This is a genomic window from Bacillus sp. CPT56D-587-MTF (genome assembly GCF_058792335.1).
The window spans coordinates 4814659-4834758 of sequence record NZ_JBYTEF010000001.1 but is presented as its reverse complement, the minus strand read 5'-3'; the positions used below and the strand labels follow the sequence as shown (position 1 = coordinate 4834758).

The following is a 20100-nucleotide window of genomic DNA, read 5'->3' as shown; positions in this document are numbered from 1 at the left end:
CTAAAATGGATACGATAGAGACGAAAGCTTTTCATTTAATCTTGCATGGGGGAAACGCGAGAAGTTGTTCAATGGAAGCAATTGATTGTGCGAAGCGTGGGGAGTTTACAGAAGCTGAAGCTAAATTACAAGAAGCACTAGAGGAATTAAAAGAGGCGCACCGTGTACAAACGGAGCTTATCCAGAAAGAAGCTGGTGGTGAAAAGACCGAAGTTACTCTTTTAATGGTACACGCACAAGACCATTTAATGAATGCAATTACGGTGAAAGAATTAGCGAGTGAGTTTGTAGAGTTATATAGGAAGATGTCGGTGGATGAATGAACCTTGCTTATGCAAGGTTTTTTTATCTCGAATTAACGGGCAGTAAAACTCCCACTAATTAAAATTTCATTTTATGTATGTGCCTGTACCATCAGTGGAATGTTCATCCCACTGATGGTATTTTACAATCCTCCTTTTTTCGGATGAGTAAGAGTTATAATTAATCGGCAGTAACAATTTCTCCTATACCACGAATTAATCTTTTTATATGCATCCGTTCCGGTTTTAATATATTTACGATATAATCAATCGCTATTTGTGGTTCAACGGTTGTACCGCAAGTATAACAGTCAATAGCCGCAAAATTTTGTTCCGGGTAAGTGTGAATGGAAAGATGGCTTTCTGATAATAACACTAATACAGTAACACCATATGGCTGGAACTCTTTTTTACTTACGTTTAAAACATGGGCACCAGAGCAATCTGCAGCGTTAACTAAATGGTATTCTAAAAAGTGAATATCATCTAATAGGGAAAAATCCACTCCCCATAAATCCACTATTATATGCTTGCCAAAGGTAGAGTATTCCATAGGGCAGCACTCCTTACTATTAATATCGTCAAAACTTCATTTCCTGTTTGTAGCATTGATGTAAGATAAGATTTGATTCTGAATTTAAAAGAGCGAGGTTACGTTGTTCTAGATGTTCTTCTTTAAATTGAAATAAAGGAAAAAGAATAGCAGGCAATGTTCGAGGAGTTGGTACTACATATAATTGTTCAATTTGATCGAGTACATGTGCAGAATTAGTAGCAAGATGAAATCCCCAGTCAGTTCCGAAAGAAGGAACGATTGTATGATAGCTTTTTACAGTTAATCCAGCGTGTTCAATTGTATTACCGATACTCCAATATACTAGAGGTGCATCAGCAGGTGAATTAGATTGACAGACGAAAGCACCATCTTCTGTTAAGAATGTAGCTATACGAGCAAATAGTTCGCTTGTATATAAAGTACTTAACAACTCTGTCGCTGGGTCTGGAAAATCAATAATGATTACATCGTATAAAGATGAAGGTGAATTTAGAAATTCTTTTGCATCGCATACGTGCACGTTCACTCGATTATCAAAAAAAGCATTTTTGTTTAAAGATACTATTTCTGGAACATTACGTGCCATATTAATCATCGCCTCGTCTAAATCAACAAGGTCTACATGTAGCACAGTTTCATATTTCAAAACTTCTCGTAAGGCAAGACCATCGCCACCACCTAATATGAGAACACGTTTTGGATCGATTACTTTTGACATAATTGGATGTACAAGTGCTTCATGATAAATTTGCTCATCGACGGAGCTGAATTGTAGTTGCTTGTCCAAGTATAAGCGAACATCGTTTACTTGGACTAAATTAATATTTTGGTAATTACTTTTTTCTTCAAATAGGTTCGTATGTTCACCAGCTTGTATTTCCTTTAGAGAAATTTCATCCCACACATCTAAGCTGTGTGAATCTGTAGGTACTATAATTACATTTTCCGATTGTACTTGCTTATCTTGCTTATTCTGCTCATCCTGTTTATCTTGTTTTTCTTGTATATCATGCTTGTCCTGCTGTTCTAGTTCAAATTTGTCAGAGTCTAATTCAGAACGCTTGTCTTTTTTATAGCTTGTTATTCTATAAATCTTTATTTTGCTTTGTTTTCTATGTTTTGGCATAGGAATCCCCTTTCGAATTGTGTTATTTTATTCTATTTTATTTTATGTAATCTAGTAGAGTTTGCTTGGACAATAGAATAGATAGAAGACTGAGCTCAAGAAAATGTTGTTTTTTACTAGATTCCTACGATAAAAAAGTTTTTTAGTGTTTTTTCATATTAAACATAACTAGACAACTAAACACTAATCTATTTTCATACAGTTATGTGTTAAAAGCGTGTTGTTTTATAACACACTGTGTGTTTTTTGAACGACACACTAATTGAAAGCGTTAACACACAAAGAAAACAGTCGAAAAAGCACTGATTTTAGTGGTTTTAAAAAGTTGGCACGCTAATTGCACTAATAAATAGCGTAAAGAAAAATAAATAAAACATAAATTTTTGTAACTACTCAGCTTCTTCAAATAAAAAAACAGGCCAAATACATGTTTCCGATTCGAAAACATGAAAAGAAAATACTCCAATCAGAGAAAGAATCTATGCCAAATAGAGAAATTCTCTTATGAAGTCGTGTTATTCCAAGGAACCGTTCTAGTTTCTATGACTTGGTTTATCGCTTGTAAGACCGATTGTTTTTGTTTTTTCATGGTACTCATAAAGCTTCGTATCTGACAAAAAGATTCTGCGCCTTTCTTACTTCGGAAAGTCCCAGACACTTTCTGTTTTACTTTCGTCATCCGAATATCCCGTTCTGCTTGATTGTTATCAAATGGAATGGCTGGATGTTCTAAAAACGCTAGAATTCTGTCAGAATACTTGACGAAGCGATTCCATAAATTTTGAGAAGGCGTCTGCTTTCCTTTCTTCTTTTGTTTCGTGGAAAGAATCTGTTGTTCTTTCAATATGGATTGATACATAATAAACAGATTCTTTTGCGTCGCTTTTGGCATGGTACCTTCGGATTGCTTTTTCATCGTCAACGCTTGCGTTAGAAATTTCTGCATCTGTTGTGCCCATTGTTCTCCAGTACTATCTATAATTCCTTGTAAATCTCGTAAGAGATGGGCATTACATAAAACGTGACGACAATCTGTATACGCATCATACGATTTCCAACCATCATGCATCGCAATTCCAGAAAAAGATGGCAAGATTTCTCCAGCATCCATTGCTTCTTTTCCACGTTTTTGATGAATATGTTGCAATGTCACCTCCGGTGTACTGGCAGTATGTAACCATTGTGTTTTGTTTTCTACACGCATACCAGTTTCATCAAAATGGACAACAGGAGACTGCAGAATCTTTTCCTTTACTTCTTTTATGAATGGCTGCAATTGAGAAGCGAAAGCCTGTGTATGATTTACCAGGGTTCCTTCGCTTATAGAATGTCCAAAACAATCCTGAAAGAATTCTTTTGTTCGCTTCAAAGAAATGCATTGATAATGCGTTAAATAGGGAATCAGTCTTTTTATATTTGGACCATATTGAACAGGACGAGATACTGTCGAAGGAAATTGGGCTTCTTGGATAGAATGGCAATGTGGGCATTCTTTCTGTTCTACTTTATGTTCTGTCACTTCGATCTGAATAGGTGGTAAGTCATACACTTGGCGAATGCGATACCCTTTTACAGGCTCGTGGTTCAAGGAAGTATGACAACAAGTACAATATGTAGGAGAATGTGTAATCGTATGATCTGGAGTCGCTGTCAAACCAAGAGTATGTCCCTTGTGGCCCAACTGGCCACCCGTTTGACGATGAGACGGTTTGCGCAAACTTTTTGTAACGGGCTTACCCAAACCATCTGTAGAAGGTGGCTTATGACTATTTTTGGAGTTTTTTTTTGAAGCATTTTCTAGTTCTTGTATACGTTTTTCTAACTTAGAAAATGTTTCTTCAAATAAAGAAATAACAGCTTCAGGTCCTTTTTTATATGTATCTAAAATAATTTTTCGATCGACCATAAGATTCACCTCCCCTGTTTGATATACTCAGTATTTACAAATGGGAGGCATATGAAACTAGTAAAATTTAAAAAAGACACCGAAAGGTGGCTGAGTAGTTACAAATTTTTTATACTACACAAGGGGGATTTTCAAATGAATATTTTATTATGTTGCTCAGCAGGGATGTCTACAAGTTTACTAGTTACAAAAATGGAAGCGGCTGCAAAAGCTCGCGGTCTAGAAGGAAAAATTTGGGCTGTATCTGGGGATGCAGTAAAAACAAATATCGATCAAGCAGATGTATTATTATTAGGACCACAAGTTCGTTACATGCTTTCTTCAATGAAAACGCTTGCTGATGAGAAAAACGTTGGAATCGACGTTATCAATCCAATGCACTACGGCATGATGAATGGAGAAGCAGTTTTAGATCATGCATTAACACTTAAAAAATAATTAGGGGGGAAGCGAAATGCAAAAATTTATTGCATTTATGGAGAAGTACATGGTTCCGATTGCTGGTAAAATCGGGTCGCAACGTCACTTAGCTGCGATCCGTGACGGATTTATTGCAGTTATGCCACTTATTTTAGTGGGTTCTATGGCAGTACTAGTTAATGGTTTACCAATTCCAGCATTCCAAGATTTTATGAAAGATTTATTCGGTGAAACTTGGACACAAATTGGTGGTGGCATGTGGACAGGATCCTTTGGGGTATTAGCTCTGATGGTTGCGGTTACCACAAGTTATAACTTAGCAAAATCTTACGGTGTTGATGGATTGTCAGCTGGTATTATTTCATTTGGTGCTTTAGTTATTCTTACACCAACAACACCAAAAGAGGGCGGTTTAAACTTAGCTTGGACTGGTGCACAAGGTTTATTCGTATCATTAATTGTTGCAATCTTAGTTACAGAGGTATTTAGATTCTTCGTACAAAGAAACATTACAATTAAAATGCCTGACGGTGTACCACCAGCAGTAATGAAATCTTTCGCTGCGTTAGTTCCAGCATTTGTGATTTTAACAGGTGTTGCAAGTATTCAATTAGCAGTAAAACTAGCAGGTACAAGTGTTCATGAGTATATCTTTAATACGTTACAAGTCCCATTACAAGGTTTAGCGGGTACGTTACCAAGTGCAATTGTTATTGCATTATTAGTACATGTACTTTGGTTCTTTGGTTTACATGGTCCAAATATTGTTGGGGGTATTATTGAGCCACTTTACTTACCGGCATTAGAGAAAAATATTAAGTTATTCCAAGATGGTACATCTGCATTTGATGTTCCAAATATTGTTACAAAACCGTTCTTTGATACTTTCGTATATCTTGGTGGTTCTGGTGCAACATTAGCATTCTTAGTTGTTGTATTAATTGTAGCGAAAAGTGCACAATTACGTGGTGTATCTCGCCTATCGATTGGGCCAGGTGCATTCAACATTAATGAACCAGTAATCTTTGGTACACCAATTGTTTTAAATCCAATTTTATTCATCCCATTCGTATTAACACCTGTTGTGTTAGTTATTACATCTTATACAGCAATTTACTTAGGATGGGTACCAAAAACAGTAGCGATGGTTCCATGGAACGTTCCACCAATTATTAGTGGATATCTTGTAACAGGTTTACATCCTTCTGGTGCGATTTTACAATTATTCAACTTTGTTATTGCAATGGCGATTTACATCCCATTCGTTGTCGCATGCGATCGCTCAGTTATTCGTACTGAAAAAGCAGCACAAGGAAATAACAACTCTGTACCTATGTAACATAATAATTGTTCTCACAGACAACATGATCTGTGAGAACAATTACCTTTATATCATGTTCAAAAAGATGAAACTCATCTACAAGAACACCAAACTATCATTCATAAAATAATAATGTAATAGAAATGTTCAAACTGAAGGGGTATTTAAATCGGTTGAACCTTATAGAGAGGGCGGTAATTATGATGACTACAGCAGAACAAATTCCATTCCAATTGATTTTAAATAGTGGTAACGCACGAAGCTTTGCGATGGAGGCACTTCAATTTGCCAAACAGGGGAAAATGGTAGAAGCAGATGAAGCGATGGTAAAGGCAAAAGAAGCGATTAATGAAGCGCATCATTTCCAAACAGAGCTCATACAATCAGAAGCAAGAGGAGAAAAAACAGAGGTTAGTGTTCTTTTAATTCACGCACAAGATCATTTAATGAATGCGATTACAGTGAAAGAATTAGCAGCAGAGTTTATCGATCTTTATAAAAAGCTTGAAGCGAAAGGGGAATAAAACATGACTGGAATTAAAATTGCTACAATCGGCGGTGGATCTAGTTATACACCAGAGTTAATTGAAGGATTTATTAAGCGTTATGATGAACTGCCTGTTCGTGAAATTTGGTTAGTAGATATTGAGGCAGGAAAAGAAAAGTTAGAAATCGTTGGTAACTTAGCGAAACGTATGGTGAAAAAATCAGGTTTACCAATCGAGGTACATTTAACACTTGATCGTCGCGAGGCATTAAAAGATGCTGACTTCGTAACAACACAACTTCGCGTTGGTTTATTAGAAGCACGTGCAAAAGATGAAGCAATCCCATTAAAATATGATGTAATCGGTCAGGAAACGAATGGTCCTGGTGGTTTATTCAAAGCGTTGAGAACGATTCCTGTTATTTTAGATATTTGTAAAGATATGGAGGAGCTCTGTCCGAATGCATGGTTAATTAACTTTGCAAATCCAGCTGGTATGGTAACAGAAGCTGTTCTTCGTTATACAAATATTCAAAGAGTAGTTGGTCTATGTAACGTTCCAATCGGAATTCGTATGGGTCTTGCAAAATTACTTGAAGTAGATGCGAGTCGTGTTCACGTTGATTTCGCAGGTTTAAATCATATGGTATATGGATTAGACGTATATTTAGATGGCGTGAGTGTAATGGATCGTGTGTTAGAGCTTGTGACAGATCCAGAAAAGCAAATTACGATGGAAAATATCGCAGCGCTTAACTGGGAACCAGACTTTATTCGAGGACTTCGTGCAATTCCATGTCCATACCACCGTTACTACTACAAAACACGTGAAATGTTAGAAGAAGAGAAAGAAGCTTCTGTTGAAAAAGGTACACGTGCAGAAGTAGTAAAACAATTAGAAAATGATTTATTTGAGTTATATAAAGACCCGAACTTAGATATTAAACCACCACAATTAGAAAAACGTGGCGGAGCTTATTATAGTGATGCAGCATGTAGCTTAATTACGTCTATTTACAATAATAAAGGTGATATCCAGCCTGTTAATACACGAAACAACGGAACAATTGCAAGCTTACCACATGATTCAGCTGTTGAAGTGAACTGTATTATTACGAAAGAAGGCCCAAAACCAATTGCAGTTGGAGACCTTCCAGTACCAGTTCGCGGTTTAGTACAACAAATTAAATCATTCGAGCGCACAACAATTGAAGCTGCTGTTACAGGGGATTATCATAAGGCGCTGCTTGCTATGACAATCAATCCACTTGTACCATCAGATAAAGTTGCAAAACAAATTTTAGATGAAATGTTGGAAGCACATAAAGAGTATCTTCCGCAGTTCTTCAAAAAGGTAGAGAAGTAAAAGCGGCGCTATTTAGCCCGCTTTTTTTATTCTATTAGGAGGTATTATGATGATTAAGTTAATTGTAAATGCAGATGATTTCGGTCTTACAGAAGGTACAAATTACGGCATTATTGATGGGCATATAAATGGACTTGTAAATTCAACGACGATGATGATGAATATGCCAGGAACAGAGCATGCGGTACGCTTAGCGAAAGAGTACAACCTACTCGGAGTAGGCGTACATCTCGTATTAACGGCAGGAGAACCACTGTTAAAGGATGTACCGTCACTCGTAGGGGAAAACGGATCGTTTCATAAACAAAGTGTTGTAAGGGAAGGGAATATAAATCCAGAAGAAGTTGAGAGAGAATGGACTGCTCAAATTGAGAAGTTTTTATCTTACGGATTAACACCAACTCATTTAGATAGTCATCATCATGTGCATGGTTTACCGATTTTACATGATGTTCTTGAGAGATTAGCGGCTAAATATAATGTTCCGATTCGTCGTTGTGAGGAAGATAGAGCGGTGCATCCATTTTCTGATGTGTTTTACAGTGACTTTTATGCGGATGGTGTGACGGAAGATTACTTTGTGAAGTTAAAAGAAAGAGTACAAGGTGAACAAACGGTAGAAATTATGGTTCATCCAGCATATATTGATCCAGAGCTTGTGAAGCGTTCTTCTTACGTAATGGATCGTGTGAAGGAATTGCGTATTTTAACAGAGAGTGAGTTGCCAGAAGGCATAGAGCTTGTGAAGTTTTAATAGAAAAAACGACGGCTACATCATGCCGTCGTTTTTTATTTATAAAATGGACAGAATATATCCGCCAAAGGCTCCCAGTATAACGATAACCCAAGGTGGTGTTTTCCAAAAAGCTAGTAAGCAAAAAAGAAGCGAAGCGAAAACGAAATCTGAAGCATTTATAACTGTACTCGTCCAAATAGGATCGTAAAAAGCGGCAATTAAAATACCAACAACTGCGGCGTTAACACCAAGTAGTGCGCCTTGTATGAATGATATTTTTCTCACACTGTTCCAAAATGGTAAAACACCAATAACGAGTAAGAAAGCAGGGAGGAAAATCGCAATTGTTGCGAGTATTGCCCCAAGCGTCCCGTTTAACACTGCTCCTATATACGAGGCGAATGTAAATAGTGGCCCTGGTACTGCTTGTGTTAATCCGTATCCAGCTAGGAACTGTTCTTTCGTCATCATGCCGTTTTGTACGAACTCACCTTCAAGAAGGGGCAGCACGACGTGTCCTCCTCCAAATACAAGTGCGCCAGAGCGATAGAAACTATCAAATAAAGCGATGTAATAAGAGAACGGTCTTAATATTGGTAGCAGTAGTAATAGTCCAAAGAATAAGACGAGACAAGAAACTGCTATTTTTTTTGAAATAGGTACTTTTATATTTTGAGATTGGCTAATTGGTTGGTTGCGATATAAAAACCAGCCGATAAAGCCACATATTATAATAAGGATGACTTGTGTCCAACTGCTTGGCCATAATAAGACGATTGCGGCAGTTACAATCACAATCGTCGCACGGTTGCGATCTGGAGTTAACTTTTGCGCCATTCCCCATATGGCATGAGCGACAATAGCTACTGCTACAAGTTTTAGTCCATGAATCCAGCCAGCACTTCCAAGGTCGAACTGATTAAGGAATGAGGCGAAGAAAACCAAAACAAGTACAGACGGTAAAGTGAATCCAATCCATGAAATAATAGCTCCTAATAGTCCGCCTCTTAATAATCCAACCCCCATACCGACTTGACTGCTGGCAGGACCAGGAAGGAATTGACATAGCGCTACTAAATCTCCATAGCTTCGTTCATCCATCCATTTTCTTTTTTGCACGTATTCGTGGTGAAAATAGCCGAGATGAGCGACAGGACCGCCGAATGAAGTAAGTCCTAATTTAAATGAGACGAGAAAAATCTCTAATAATGTGTGAAAGATGTGTTTGTTTTTTTTCAAAATAACCTCCTATAATGTTTTTCTATGTGCATTATACAAGAGACTTTCAATCTACAGGAACGATTTTAATGTAAAGATTTTGTGAATCTTTTCTTTGTAATTAAAATTGAAAAAGTCATAAATGATTATGTCTAAACCATAAAGTAGTAGAAGTAGTGCTGGGAAATTTATATAAGGAGAATGCCTTATGACAACACATTTCTTTGCCAGGTTAACAGGTAAGAGGGAAGTGCCTCCTGTAAATACAGAAGCTTTTGGGGTAGCAGAGTTTATTTTTAGTGATGATTTAACGAAATTGCATTACAGAGTAATACTAAAAAATATAGAAAAGGTTACATCGTGTCAAATTCATTTAGGGAAGTCTACTCAAATTGGTCCTGTTGTTTTATATTTGTATGGTCCACTGGAGCAAGGGATTAGTTTGAACGAGGGAAGTATTACTGGTGTAGTGAATGTAGAGGATTTTGAGGGACCTTTACAAGGGAAATCATTTGTACATTTACTTCAAGAAATTATTCAAGCAAATGTATATGTTAATGTTCATACGAAATCACAAAAAAGAGGAGAAATAAGAGGGCGAGTTAGAAAAGTAAAGAAGTAGAGGAAAAGGCTGTCCATATGTTGGAACAGCCTTTTCTCATTATATAAGGTGCTAGTTTTAGCGATTATTGTCGGTAAATCGATATGTTTTGAAAATCGCCGATATAACTCACGTTACGGTCGATATTTTTAAAAACGGCCTCAATTAATTTTTAACAGGCTGATTTTTAATAAAGAAGTCCATAACGTAAAATACTTCGTCATCAGGTATTTGTATTTCAAATGTATTTTCAATCGGTTGCAATGCTTTTTTTACTTTCATATACATCCAGTATTCATCTTGTCTTCTTTTCTCTTTATCAGGGTGAGGAAGAAGGCTTTCTCCTTTTTGAAGACGGTCAACCATACAGCTCATATGCAGAATAACCCCCATTAAGCTATCAGGAGTTAGCTGTAAGGAAATTAATTCTTGAATTGTATTTAATGCGTAACGAATTGTTTTAATAAGTAATGCCCCATCGTTACGCTGCATTTGTTGTTCAAGAATATCCGCCATTTTTGCATATGTTTCTTCATACGTAATTAATTCTTGAATGGGCTGAATCGCTGTGTAGTTTACGATGTCTTGGAAATGATATGTTAAGCACGGCACTTGCACATCGAAATTCGTGACGATACAAATGATATTACGCTCTTTTTTTATGTTCTCGATCATTTTCGTTAAATCTTTTTCATGGACGATACTAATCGGAATAATTTCAATTAAGTCTTTATCAAATCGTAAATAGTTCTCTAACATTTTTTGAATAGCTAAAGCACTTCCTTCACCAGTTAAACAAGCTGTTAAAATAACAGATTTCATTGGAGAGAGAGGTTTTTTCTTTTCTTCTTGTACGTTTAAGTAAAACGGTGTTAAATTTTTTACTGTTTCATACAGCGCATCTAATGAATAACCGAGCTGAGCTTTTCGAGCTGCTTCTAGTGCGTGTGGTGTGCTCGTCATCGAGAGAACACGTACAGGGATTTTGAACTCCGTTTCTAATATGTCACCGATATAAGCAAGTGACCCCATATCGACAAGTAAGAGAAGCCCATTTACATTTTGTAGTGTTTTCATATACACTTTCACACGTTCCAAGAAATCTTTCGGTGATTCGTGTAACGGCATATCAATACCGGTTACTTCCTCAATACCGAGAAGTTCGTTTGCAACGTTTGCCATTTCAGTTGCGATGCCATTACCGTGTGCTAATATTAATACTTTTACTTCTGTTTGTGAGGCAGGAATTGGATCAACAACGAAGAACATTGTTAAAAAGCCAGCTTCATCAATAGGCATTGTTATTTGTAATTCTTCCTCCAGTAGTTGAATGCATTGCATAGCTACGGAAAAAGCTTCTTTATATTTCGTACGAATTTGATTTAATTGTGGGTGATGTATTTGTTTTCCGCTTTGTAAACGTTGTAGAGTTGTCTGTACATGTAAACTTAAAGCAAGAAATACTTTTTCATCAAACGTCTTAGATAAATGCTTTTCAGCAAGTTCCGCTATTTTTTCACATACGGAAACAATATTACGATCCACAATTTTAAAAACATTTTCATGGCTTGTTTTTTTGGATATTTGGTTAAAATATTGTACGAAAAAGCTTTGAACATCATTTTCTATTAGTAATTCTAATTCTTCCTCTTCAATACCACGTGCTTGAAGTTCTTCGTATTTATAGTCAATATAATCGTAAATAGAAGAGCGTTTTTCATCTTCTGTTTTATGATTACTCCAACCTTCCTCACCTGTAAATACAAATGTTTCATTTGGTATTTGGTATAAGTGACGGCTCTTCCTTTCAATGAACAACCCTTCTTTCATATATCAAGGTAAATCTGTACTTGAAACATAGACAGAATCACGTTTCTTTGTGACCAAATCAGAATAGGCTTTCGCACAGGCAATTTGAACATCTGTTTTTAATTGACCGATGTTATTGGGACAATTGTAAAAGACGAAAGCACGCATTGCATTTGGGCTAACGTGAATGTCTTTTCGCAGACGAATTGCTTCATTTGTGAAAAATAGCTGTAGTAAAGCAAAGCGCTCTTTATGTGTACGCTCACGAAGTGGTGGCAGCGTAACAGTCATCGGTATACGTCTTGTAAATGTTTTTAATAAAAATGAATTTGGTTCTTCTGTTGTTGCAGTAATGATTAATACTTGTGCTTTACGTTCGTTCTCTGTTTCTCCAAGGCGGCGGTATACTCCGCGGTCAATAAAGGTGAAAAGCATTTCTTGTCCCTCTGGAGGCAGGCGATGTACTTCATCTAAGAAAAGAATTCCTTCATGTGCTTTTTCAATTAACCCTTTTTGATCACTTGCTCCTGTATAAGCTCCTTTTTTAATCCCAAATAATTGCCCGAGTAGTAACTGGGGATTATTTGCATAATCAGCACAGTTAAAGACGATAAATGGTGCATCTTTGGGAAGCTGTTCAACTTCAATTGCATATTCGTGCATTAAAGAAGCAAACATAGACTTTCCGACCCCTGTTTCTCCCAGTAGTAAAGTATGCATACCGTTTGGAGGATAGAGAATAGAAGCTTTCGCTTTTTCAATTGCAATTTTAAGGCTCGTATTTTCAATTGCAAATGTATCTAATGAAGTTATGTCTTTTGAATGCGTTTCCAACGAAGTGTTCGTTTCTATGTAAAAACGAACAGGTCGCGTATTTGTTTTTAATAAACGTTTATCTTTTACAAGTTTGTTTAAATCGCTACTTACATTGGCGCGATCTAGTTGCAGAAATGTAGCGAGTTCTGATGCGGTTACACCTTCTGTATAATTGCCTTTTTGTATTGCGTTAAAAATGAGATCTATTCGTTTCATTTCTATTCACCTCGAAACTTCATCACTATTTAAAATTTTACACAAAAATGGGAAGGGTGGGAAGAGAAAAATAAAACAGCTTTAGCACATAGGCACTAAAGCTGTTACAATCTTGTGTCTTTCCAAAAATTTACCTTGAGATGAGAAGAAGGATTATAGGGAAGAAGTTTGTATCCTTGTGACTGTAAATAATCAATTACTTTTGGCAGTATTTGTACGGTTACACTCGAATCATGCATTAAAATGACTTCGACTTGTTCATCACTTTGATTACGTACTCTTTCGAGTATGGCAGAAGGATTGTCATAGCTTTTCCAGTCGTATGTATCGATCGTCCAATCCCACATTTTATACTGGGCCGATACAAGTGCGTCACGGTAATTCTTCTTTAAATAAGGCATACTACCATATGGAACGCGAACGAGATGTGTATTTAATTTCGTAACTTGCTGGACAATGCTTTGTGTTTGCTCCATTTCTGCAATTAAAGTGGAAGGGTCACCAGTGTAAAGGCGTTTTACATCATGTGACATACTGTGAAGTCCGATATAATGTCCGTCTTTAATTAATCGTTGCATTGTCTTTTTATAATGTGGTACTTTTCCACCAATAACAAAGAAAGTTGCTTTTCCGTTCTTTTCTTTTAAGATGTTTAAAATTTGTGTAGTATATTTGTTTGGTCCGTCATCAAATGTTAAGTACGCAATTTTTTGTGTAGGAGAAGTTGTTTCAGTATTTGGATGATATTCAGCAGGAATAACAGTTGTTGCTTCAGTATTAGATGATACGTACATAGTAATCGTTAAAAATAAAATAATACATTGAAATACTCGCTTGATCATAACATTCACCCTCAGTTTGACAATCAAGATGTAAAAAAGAAAACTTGATACTTTTCTTATTATGTATATCTTTCTCCAATAGAGGAACTCTCAAACAATCTATATTTTGGAAATATAAAATGAGAATAAAAAATAGCATCCTCTTATAAGAAAGAGGATGCTATTTGAATATTTCATAATTGAAAAGGCTATACTACAATTAGTCTTCTCGTTTTTTCACTTTTTTATAAAAGGAAATGATTGGTTTGTAGCGTTCATGTACAAGCCCGATTATTTCAGCGATGATTTCTGTGAAGAAAATCAAAGCGAAAAGAAGAATAATGGATAGCCATAACGTTGCACTAGTGAAAATAATGGCATTTACACTAAAGAAAATACCGAATGCGTATATAATTAGTACCGTTTTGCGATGAGAGAACCCCATTGCAAGTAAGCGGTGATGTAAATGCGATTTATCTGGTGCTGAAATAGGTTTTTTATTTACGATACGACGGATGATTGCAAAGATCGTATCAAATATAGGTACACCTAAAATGATAATTGGAACGATAAAACTGAATAGCGTTACACTTTTGTATAATCCAAGTAACGATATAACAGAAATACAGTATCCTAAAAATAGTGCTCCTGTATCTCCCATGAAAATTTTTGCTGGATGGAAGTTGTAGAATAAAAATCCAATTGTACTTGCTAATATAATTAATGCGAGTGGCAAGATAATAGCTGTTCCAGTACCCCATGGGCTAGTGAAGGCCATATATGCTAGCGTTGCAAGTACGATAGATGAAATCCCAGCAGATAATCCATCTAAGCCGTCAATTAAGTTGATTGCATTTGTAATACCTACAAGCCAAAATACTGTAATTGGATAAGCAAGCCATCCAAGTTCAGTATCCCCAAGGAATGGGATATATAATACTTGCACTAATAATCCACTTTTTACAATCATAATGGCAACTAACAGTTGTCCACCGAATTTTACTCTCGCAGATAACTCGTACATATCATCTAAAATTCCGATGATTACAATGATAATCGCACCTAGCGTTATCGATAACATTCTTTGCTCATATAAGCCGCCGACAACAAATCCTACAGCTACACCAATAAATATCGCTAACCCGCCAAGACGTGGCATAATCTTTTGGTGCACTTTACGTGCGTTTGGCTTATCTGTCGCTCCTATTTTAAAAGCTAATTTAATAACTAAAGGAGTAACGACGAGTACAGTGATGAAAGATGCCAAAATGGCATAAATCACTTGTGAGTCCATTAATACCCCACCCTTTATAGTCTAACGTAATTTTTTTTTGAAAATATATTTATCTGAAAATTATGATGTTTATTTACAGGCTCATAACATATGGTATCACAAAAAGATTAGAATTCAATCTTTTTTTCTTTTTACGGTTAATGGAAGCGAATAGAATATATGACAATTGTATATAGAATGTTGAATCATATGAGAAGGTTAATCGTACTGGACTTCGGAATGTGACATTTCCTCTTTTTCTTCGATAGTGAATACTTTTATTTCAGTATTATAAGTGTTGCACGTAGAAATCAGTAAGTTTCGTGTTAAAATGTGGGAATTTGTTACACGTGACCTGGCAGCCTGATTCTCACTGATTAAGTTTTACTTTATAGTGCATTTAATTTTACAAAAACTTTAAAAAAAGTAAGGGAAGTAATTCATATAATGAAGAAGGAAAAGGGTTTTCTCATTTTTAATATGAGAGGGGGAAGCGCAGGGAGAGTTCTATATTTCATATCTTTTCTATTGTAAATTCCTGTGCGAAAAGGAAATGAAAATTACGATAGTAGGTACTGGATATGTTGGATTGATTACAGGAGTAGGATTGGCAAAATTAGGGCATTCAGTTACATGTTTTGATATAGATGATGAAAAAATTGAACGGATAAAACAAGGGGATTTACCTATTTATGAGGTTAGATTACATGAATTAATAAATTATGCATATGAGAATAATGCTTTAATTTTTACATCAAATAAAGAAGAGGCATTTGATGATGTAGAGTTTATATTTATTGCAGTTGGAACACCACCTTTATTAGATGGGATGGCAGATTTAACGTATATTCAGAGTGCTTGTAACGATATTGGATTATACGCGACGAACGATATTATTGTTGTTACGAAAAGTACAGTTCCAGTAGGTACAAATGATGTAATGAAGGGATGGATTGAGGAGAAGTTAAAAGGGAGGCATACAGTACATATCGTATCGAATCCAGAGTTTTTGCGTGAAGGTTCAGGTATTTATGATTTCTTTCATGGAGATCGTATTGTAATTGGAGCGGATAGCGAGGAAGTAGCAAGAAGAGTAGAGAGTTTGTATAGTGAATTATGTTTAGAAACGTATGTTACAGATATTAAAAGTGCAGAGATGATTAAATACGCGTCGAATGCCTTTTTAGCTACAAAGATTAGTTTCATTAATGAAATTTCAAATATATGTGAGAAGGTAGGCGCGAATGTATTGGATGTTGCCAAAGGGATGGGAATGGATAAGAGAATTGGTGCATCTTTTTTAAATGCGGGCATTGGCTACGGAGGGTCGTGTTTTCCGAAAGATACGAAAGCGCTGGTGCAAATTGCGGGAAATGTTGCTCATGATTTTCGTTTGTTAAAAGCGGTTATTGAAGTAAATAATAAGCAACAGCTGCTATTGATTGAAAAAGCGAAAAAAGTTATGAACATGAGTAAAAAGCGGATTGCAGTTCTTGGCGCATCCTTTAAACCGAATACGGATGATATTAGAGAGGCATCATCTCTTATTATAATAGAAGCATTACTTAATATAGGTGCAGAAATTGTTCTTTACGACCCAAAAGCAATTCAATATGTAAAAAATATATTTGGAGATGCTATACAATATAGTAGATGTATAGATGAATCGATTAGAGATGCGAGTGCGGTTTTTATCGTAACAGAATGGGAAGATATTCAAACTTATCCGTTAGAAAAGTACGTACAACTTATGAGGGAGCCTATTTTATTTGATGGGAGAAATTGTTATACTGATGAAGATGTTAAGAAACAAAAGATAGATTATTACTCGGTGGGAAGAAAAAGTATTTGTAATAGACATGTTTCTATTATGCGTTAAAAAGGGATGTACTCATGCATATTTTTATATGTCATAATAGAAGCTGTAATTAGTGAAAGAAAAGAGGCAATCACATGACTGAACGTTTAAAAGTAATGACAATTTTCGGGACACGTCCAGAAGCAATTAAAATGGCACCTCTTGTATTAGAGTTGCAAAAACACCCAGAAAAAATTGAATCGATTGTGACTGTAACAGCACAGCATCGCCAAATGTTAGATCAAGTATTAAGTATCTTTGGAATTACGCCAGATTTCGATTTAAATATCATGAAAGACCGCCAAACTTTAATTGATGTTACAACGCGTGGTTTAGAAGGTTTGGATAAAGTAATGAAAGAAGCGAAGCCGGATATTGTACTTGTACATGGTGATACAACAACAACATTTATTGCAAGCTTAGCTGCTTTTTATAATCAAATTCCAGTAGGTCATGTTGAGGCGGGCCTTCGTACGTGGGATAAGTATTCTCCATACCCAGAAGAGATGAATCGTCAATTAACAGGTGTAATGGCGGATCTTCATTTCTCACCAACAGCAAAATCAGCAACGAACTTACAGAAGGAAAATAAAGATGAGTCACGTATTTTCATTACAGGAAATACAGCGATTGACGCGCTACAAACGACTGTAAAAGAAACATATAGTCATCCTGTACTAGAGAAACTTGGAAATGATCGTCTTGTACTTATGACAGCTCACCGCCGTGAAAACTTAGGTGAACCGATGCGTAATATGTTCCGTGCAATTAAGCGTCTTGTTGATAAGCATGAAGATGTACAAGTTGTGTACCCTGTTCATATGAACCCTGTTGTTCGTGAAATAGCAAATGAAATTTTAGGTGAACATAACCGTATTCATTTAATTGAGCCGCTAGATGTAATTGATTTCCACAATGTTGCAGCTCGTTCATACTTAATGTTAACGGATTCTGGTGGTGTACAAGAAGAAGCTCCATCACTTGGGGTACCAGTTCTTGTTCTTCGTGATACAACAGAGCGCCCTGAAGGTATTGAAGCAGGTACGCTGAAATTAGCAGGAACAGACGAAGAGACAATCTTTGGTCTTGCTGATGAGTTGTTATCAGATAAAGAAGCTCATGATAAGATGGCGAAAGCATCTAACCCTTACGGTGATGGTCGTGCATCAGAGCGTATTGTAGAAGCGATTTTACAACACTTTAATAAGTAAATAAAAAAAGGCCCAATCGGATAGATTGGGCCTTTTTTTACGGCTGATTGCGCATAATCCACTCTGCATGAGCATTTGTAGAAGGTGGCGGATCAGTTGGTGTGTTATTTTGGTTTGTCTCTTTTTTTGTTTGTTCGTTAGAGGTAGAACTTGAATTTGAATCAGGATTTGAGTTGTTTTTTATATTTGGATTTTTTGCTTTTTCTCCTAATTCTTTTTCAATTTCGTTACGCACCGTTTCTACACTGATTGGATCTGGAAGGAAGTAATAAATACCGCCTATCTTTTTGTCTTCGCCTTCAAGCTTTAACGTTTGCATTGTAGAAGGATCAAATCCAGAAAGTTTATTGTAAAGAGCAAGTCCGTCTGAAATAGGAATGTCGGTTTTTATATATTTTCCAACGACAGCTGTTAAATCTTTAATTTTAAATACAGTAGAGGTGGAGTTTAGTTTATGAGCAACAGCGGCCAGTAATTGTCTTTGTCTAGCAGCTCGACCATAATCGCCATTTGGATCTTGCTTTCGCATACGGACGTAAGCAAGTGCTTCTTCACCGTTTAAATTTTGCTGTCCTTGCTTAAATTGAATTTTTTTGTAGTAATCCACGTCAGAGCGCTCCCAGAAATCGAAGGGTACGTCAACGGTAACGCCGCCAACAGCATCAACGATACCTTTAAAGCCTTGGAAATCAATTTTCAGATAATGGTCTACAGGAACTTTTAGAAAGCCTTCGACAGTTTTGATTGCCATTTCTTCTCCGCCGTAAGCATGGGCAGCGTTAATTTTGTCTTCCTTATTTTTGCCAACAATTTTAACTCGAGAATCACGAGGAATACTCATAAGTGAAATCTTTTGCGTTTTTGGATTGACTGTTGCAAACATTAATGAGTCTGTACGACCATTTTGACCATCTGTCGCATAATCTTCTATACCCATAATGAGAATTGTAAAAGGTTCTTTTGTAATTTCTACATCTTTGTCTCTTAAATCTGATTTTTCACGAGTAAAACCACTATATATCCCCATAAGAGAAGAGTAAGAATTTAACACATAAACTCCTATACTGCCAAATAAAAATGCGAAAATAAGGAAGAAGAAAAGTTTCCTTCTTCGCTTCTTTTTTATTCTGCTATTTTGGAGATGATAATAACGTTCTTCCATATATAATCTCCTTAGTTCGTTAATTCATTTGTAGGGAAGTAATTCACTACATTAATCTTTGAAGGTGATAAATGGGTTATGCTTAGATAACATCTTGTTCTAAGTACAACATATCTCCTTCTGTAATTGTACATTTCCCGTTTGTTAATTCAATCATCCAATCTGTAAATGCTTGTTTGCCGTCTTCTTCTACATACGTATCAAATGTGACATTTTCTAGATAATGAATATCTTTAATGGCATATTTTGAATTGCGTAATTCATTTTCCACTTTGCCAAGTAATGTGTAATCAATCTCGGTTTGCATCACACGCATTAGTTTTCGCTGGACAACACCGACATGATTAATGCCTTCGCTTGTACACTTTCCATATGCACGAATTAATCCACCTGCACCAAGTTTAATGCCACCAAAATAGCGTGTTACGACAACAACGGTATCTTTTAGTCCACGTTTTTTTAGTACTTCCAGCATTGGTACGCCAGCTGTACCGCTAGGCTCGCCGTCATCATTTGCTTTTTGAATATGATCTTGTTCGCCAATTAAATAAGCGGAACAATTATGTGTTGCATTCCAATGTTGTTTTTTTATTTTTTGTATAAATTCTTGAGCCTCTTCCTCAGTCGTTGCTCGGCTAATATAACAAATAAATCTTGATTTTTGAATGACGATTTCGTGTTCGCCGTAGTCTTTGATTGTTAAATATTGTAATAGCACTTGTGTACGCCCCTATCTATCAAAATGACTAGTACTTTCCATTTTAAAAGCGAGCCTTTTTATATTCAAACATTTTTTCTAAATATGCTGAAGTTTTTGGTGAGTATTTTATCTTTTTGTTGTAATTTGTCGAGATGGTAGGTATAATTTCAACCGGCATTTTCATGTATGGATGCA

Annotated in this window: 17 protein-coding genes and 1 pseudogene; 9 read left to right on the top strand and 9 right to left on the bottom strand. The window is 36.1% G+C overall.

Annotated elements, in window-relative coordinates:
- The first annotated feature begins 5 nt into the window (after positions 1-5).
- The gene (locus AC3WVZ_RS24995; protein WP_000379645.1) at positions 6-323 is read left to right on the top strand and encodes a PTS sugar transporter subunit IIA; all 318 of its coding nucleotides are present in this window, start codon (positions 6-8) and stop codon (positions 321-323) included.
- Between the two features lie 160 nt (positions 324-483).
- On the opposite strand, the gene speD is transcribed toward AC3WVZ_RS24995, so the two are convergent.
- The 3 genes from speD to tnpC all read right to left on the bottom strand — a co-directional run bounded on the left by speD (position 484) and on the right by tnpC (position 3890).
- Positions 484-855: an adenosylmethionine decarboxylase gene (gene speD, locus AC3WVZ_RS24990; RefSeq protein ID WP_000456814.1), complete on the bottom strand. Its 372-nt coding sequence runs from the start codon at positions 853-855 to the stop codon at positions 484-486.
- Between the two features lie 28 nt (positions 856-883).
- On the bottom strand, positions 884-1984 hold the full coding sequence (locus tag AC3WVZ_RS24985; protein WP_233935558.1) for a polyamine aminopropyltransferase: 1101 nt from the start codon (positions 1982-1984) through the stop codon (positions 884-886).
- Positions 1985-2486: 502 nt separating this feature from the next.
- Positions 2487-3890, bottom strand: a complete 1404-nt coding sequence (gene tnpC / locus AC3WVZ_RS24980) for an IS66 family transposase (RefSeq protein ID WP_100910632.1) — start codon at positions 3888-3890, stop codon at positions 2487-2489.
- A gap of 135 nt (positions 3891-4025) precedes the next feature.
- On the opposite strand from tnpC, the gene AC3WVZ_RS24975 reads away from it, so the two are divergent.
- The 5 genes from AC3WVZ_RS24975 (at position 4026) to chbG (ending at position 8238) form a co-directional block, all read left to right on the top strand.
- Positions 4026-4328 carry a PTS sugar transporter subunit IIB gene (locus tag AC3WVZ_RS24975; RefSeq protein ID WP_001023567.1) on the top strand — a complete coding sequence of 101 codons (303 nt, stop codon included), beginning with the start codon at positions 4026-4028 and terminating at the stop codon, positions 4326-4328.
- A 16-nt stretch (positions 4329-4344) separates the two neighbouring features.
- Entirely contained in the window at positions 4345-5649 is a 1305-nt protein-coding gene (gene celB / locus AC3WVZ_RS24970; protein WP_233935556.1) for a PTS cellobiose transporter subunit IIC, read from the top strand.
- A 182-nt stretch (positions 5650-5831) separates the two neighbouring features.
- A complete protein-coding gene (locus AC3WVZ_RS24965; RefSeq protein ID WP_000989059.1) occupies positions 5832-6155 on the top strand; it encodes a PTS lactose/cellobiose transporter subunit IIA in 324 nt (107 codons plus the stop codon).
- Between the two features lie 3 nt (positions 6156-6158).
- On the top strand, positions 6159-7484 hold the full coding sequence (gene celF, locus AC3WVZ_RS24960) for a 6-phospho-beta-glucosidase (RefSeq protein WP_000145750.1): 1326 nt from the start codon (positions 6159-6161) through the stop codon (positions 7482-7484).
- Positions 7485-7533: 49 nt separating this feature from the next.
- On the top strand, positions 7534-8238 hold the full coding sequence (gene chbG / locus AC3WVZ_RS24955) for a chitin disaccharide deacetylase (RefSeq protein WP_000593496.1): 705 nt from the start codon (positions 7534-7536) through the stop codon (positions 8236-8238).
- 39 nt (positions 8239-8277) lie between these two features.
- Here chbG and AC3WVZ_RS24950 read toward each other — a convergent pair whose 3' ends face one another.
- The gene (locus AC3WVZ_RS24950) at positions 8278-9459 is read right to left on the bottom strand and encodes a chromate transporter (protein ID WP_233935554.1); all 1182 of its coding nucleotides are present in this window, start codon (positions 9457-9459) and stop codon (positions 8278-8280) included.
- 187 nt (positions 9460-9646) lie between these two features.
- Here AC3WVZ_RS24950 and exsM point away from each other — a divergent pair, with 187 nt between their 5' ends.
- Entirely contained in the window at positions 9647-10060 is a 414-nt protein-coding gene (exsM, locus tag AC3WVZ_RS24945) for an exosporium regulatory protein ExsM (protein ID WP_000207046.1), read from the top strand.
- Positions 10061-10204: 144 nt separating this feature from the next.
- On the opposite strand, the pseudogene AC3WVZ_RS24940 reads toward exsM, so the two are convergent.
- The 3 genes and pseudogenes from AC3WVZ_RS24940 to tagO form a co-directional block, all read right to left on the bottom strand.
- A pseudogene (locus tag AC3WVZ_RS24940) lies at positions 10205-12880 on the bottom strand (sigma-54-dependent transcriptional regulator).
- 104 nt (positions 12881-12984) lie between these two features.
- Positions 12985-13722, bottom strand: a complete 738-nt coding sequence (locus tag AC3WVZ_RS24935) for a polysaccharide deacetylase family protein (RefSeq protein ID WP_000597149.1) — start codon at positions 13720-13722, stop codon at positions 12985-12987.
- 199 nt (positions 13723-13921) lie between these two features.
- Positions 13922-14995 (bottom strand): UDP-N-acetylglucosamine--undecaprenyl-phosphate N-acetylglucosaminephosphotransferase TagO, encoded by a 1074-nt coding sequence (gene tagO / locus AC3WVZ_RS24930; RefSeq protein WP_000378319.1) that lies wholly within the window; start codon positions 14993-14995, stop codon positions 13922-13924.
- 532 nt (positions 14996-15527) lie between these two features.
- Between tagO and AC3WVZ_RS24925 the strand changes: the two genes are divergently transcribed.
- Positions 15528-16853, top strand: a complete 1326-nt coding sequence (locus AC3WVZ_RS24925; RefSeq protein WP_233935552.1) for a UDP-glucose dehydrogenase family protein — start codon at positions 15528-15530, stop codon at positions 16851-16853.
- A gap of 74 nt (positions 16854-16927) precedes the next feature.
- Complete coding sequence (gene wecB / locus AC3WVZ_RS24920) at positions 16928-18043, top strand: non-hydrolyzing UDP-N-acetylglucosamine 2-epimerase (protein ID WP_000140145.1); 1116 nt, start codon at positions 16928-16930, stop codon at positions 18041-18043.
- A 37-nt stretch (positions 18044-18080) separates the two neighbouring features.
- Here the strand turns inward: wecB and AC3WVZ_RS24915 are convergent, their stop codons facing one another.
- Positions 18081-19205, bottom strand: a complete 1125-nt coding sequence (locus tag AC3WVZ_RS24915; RefSeq protein WP_000392783.1) for an LCP family protein — start codon at positions 19203-19205, stop codon at positions 18081-18083.
- Positions 19206-19287: 82 nt separating this feature from the next.
- A complete protein-coding gene (locus AC3WVZ_RS24910; RefSeq protein ID WP_000926669.1) occupies positions 19288-19923 on the bottom strand; it encodes a YigZ family protein in 636 nt (211 codons plus the stop codon).
- Between the last annotated feature and the right edge of the window lie 177 nt (positions 19924-20100).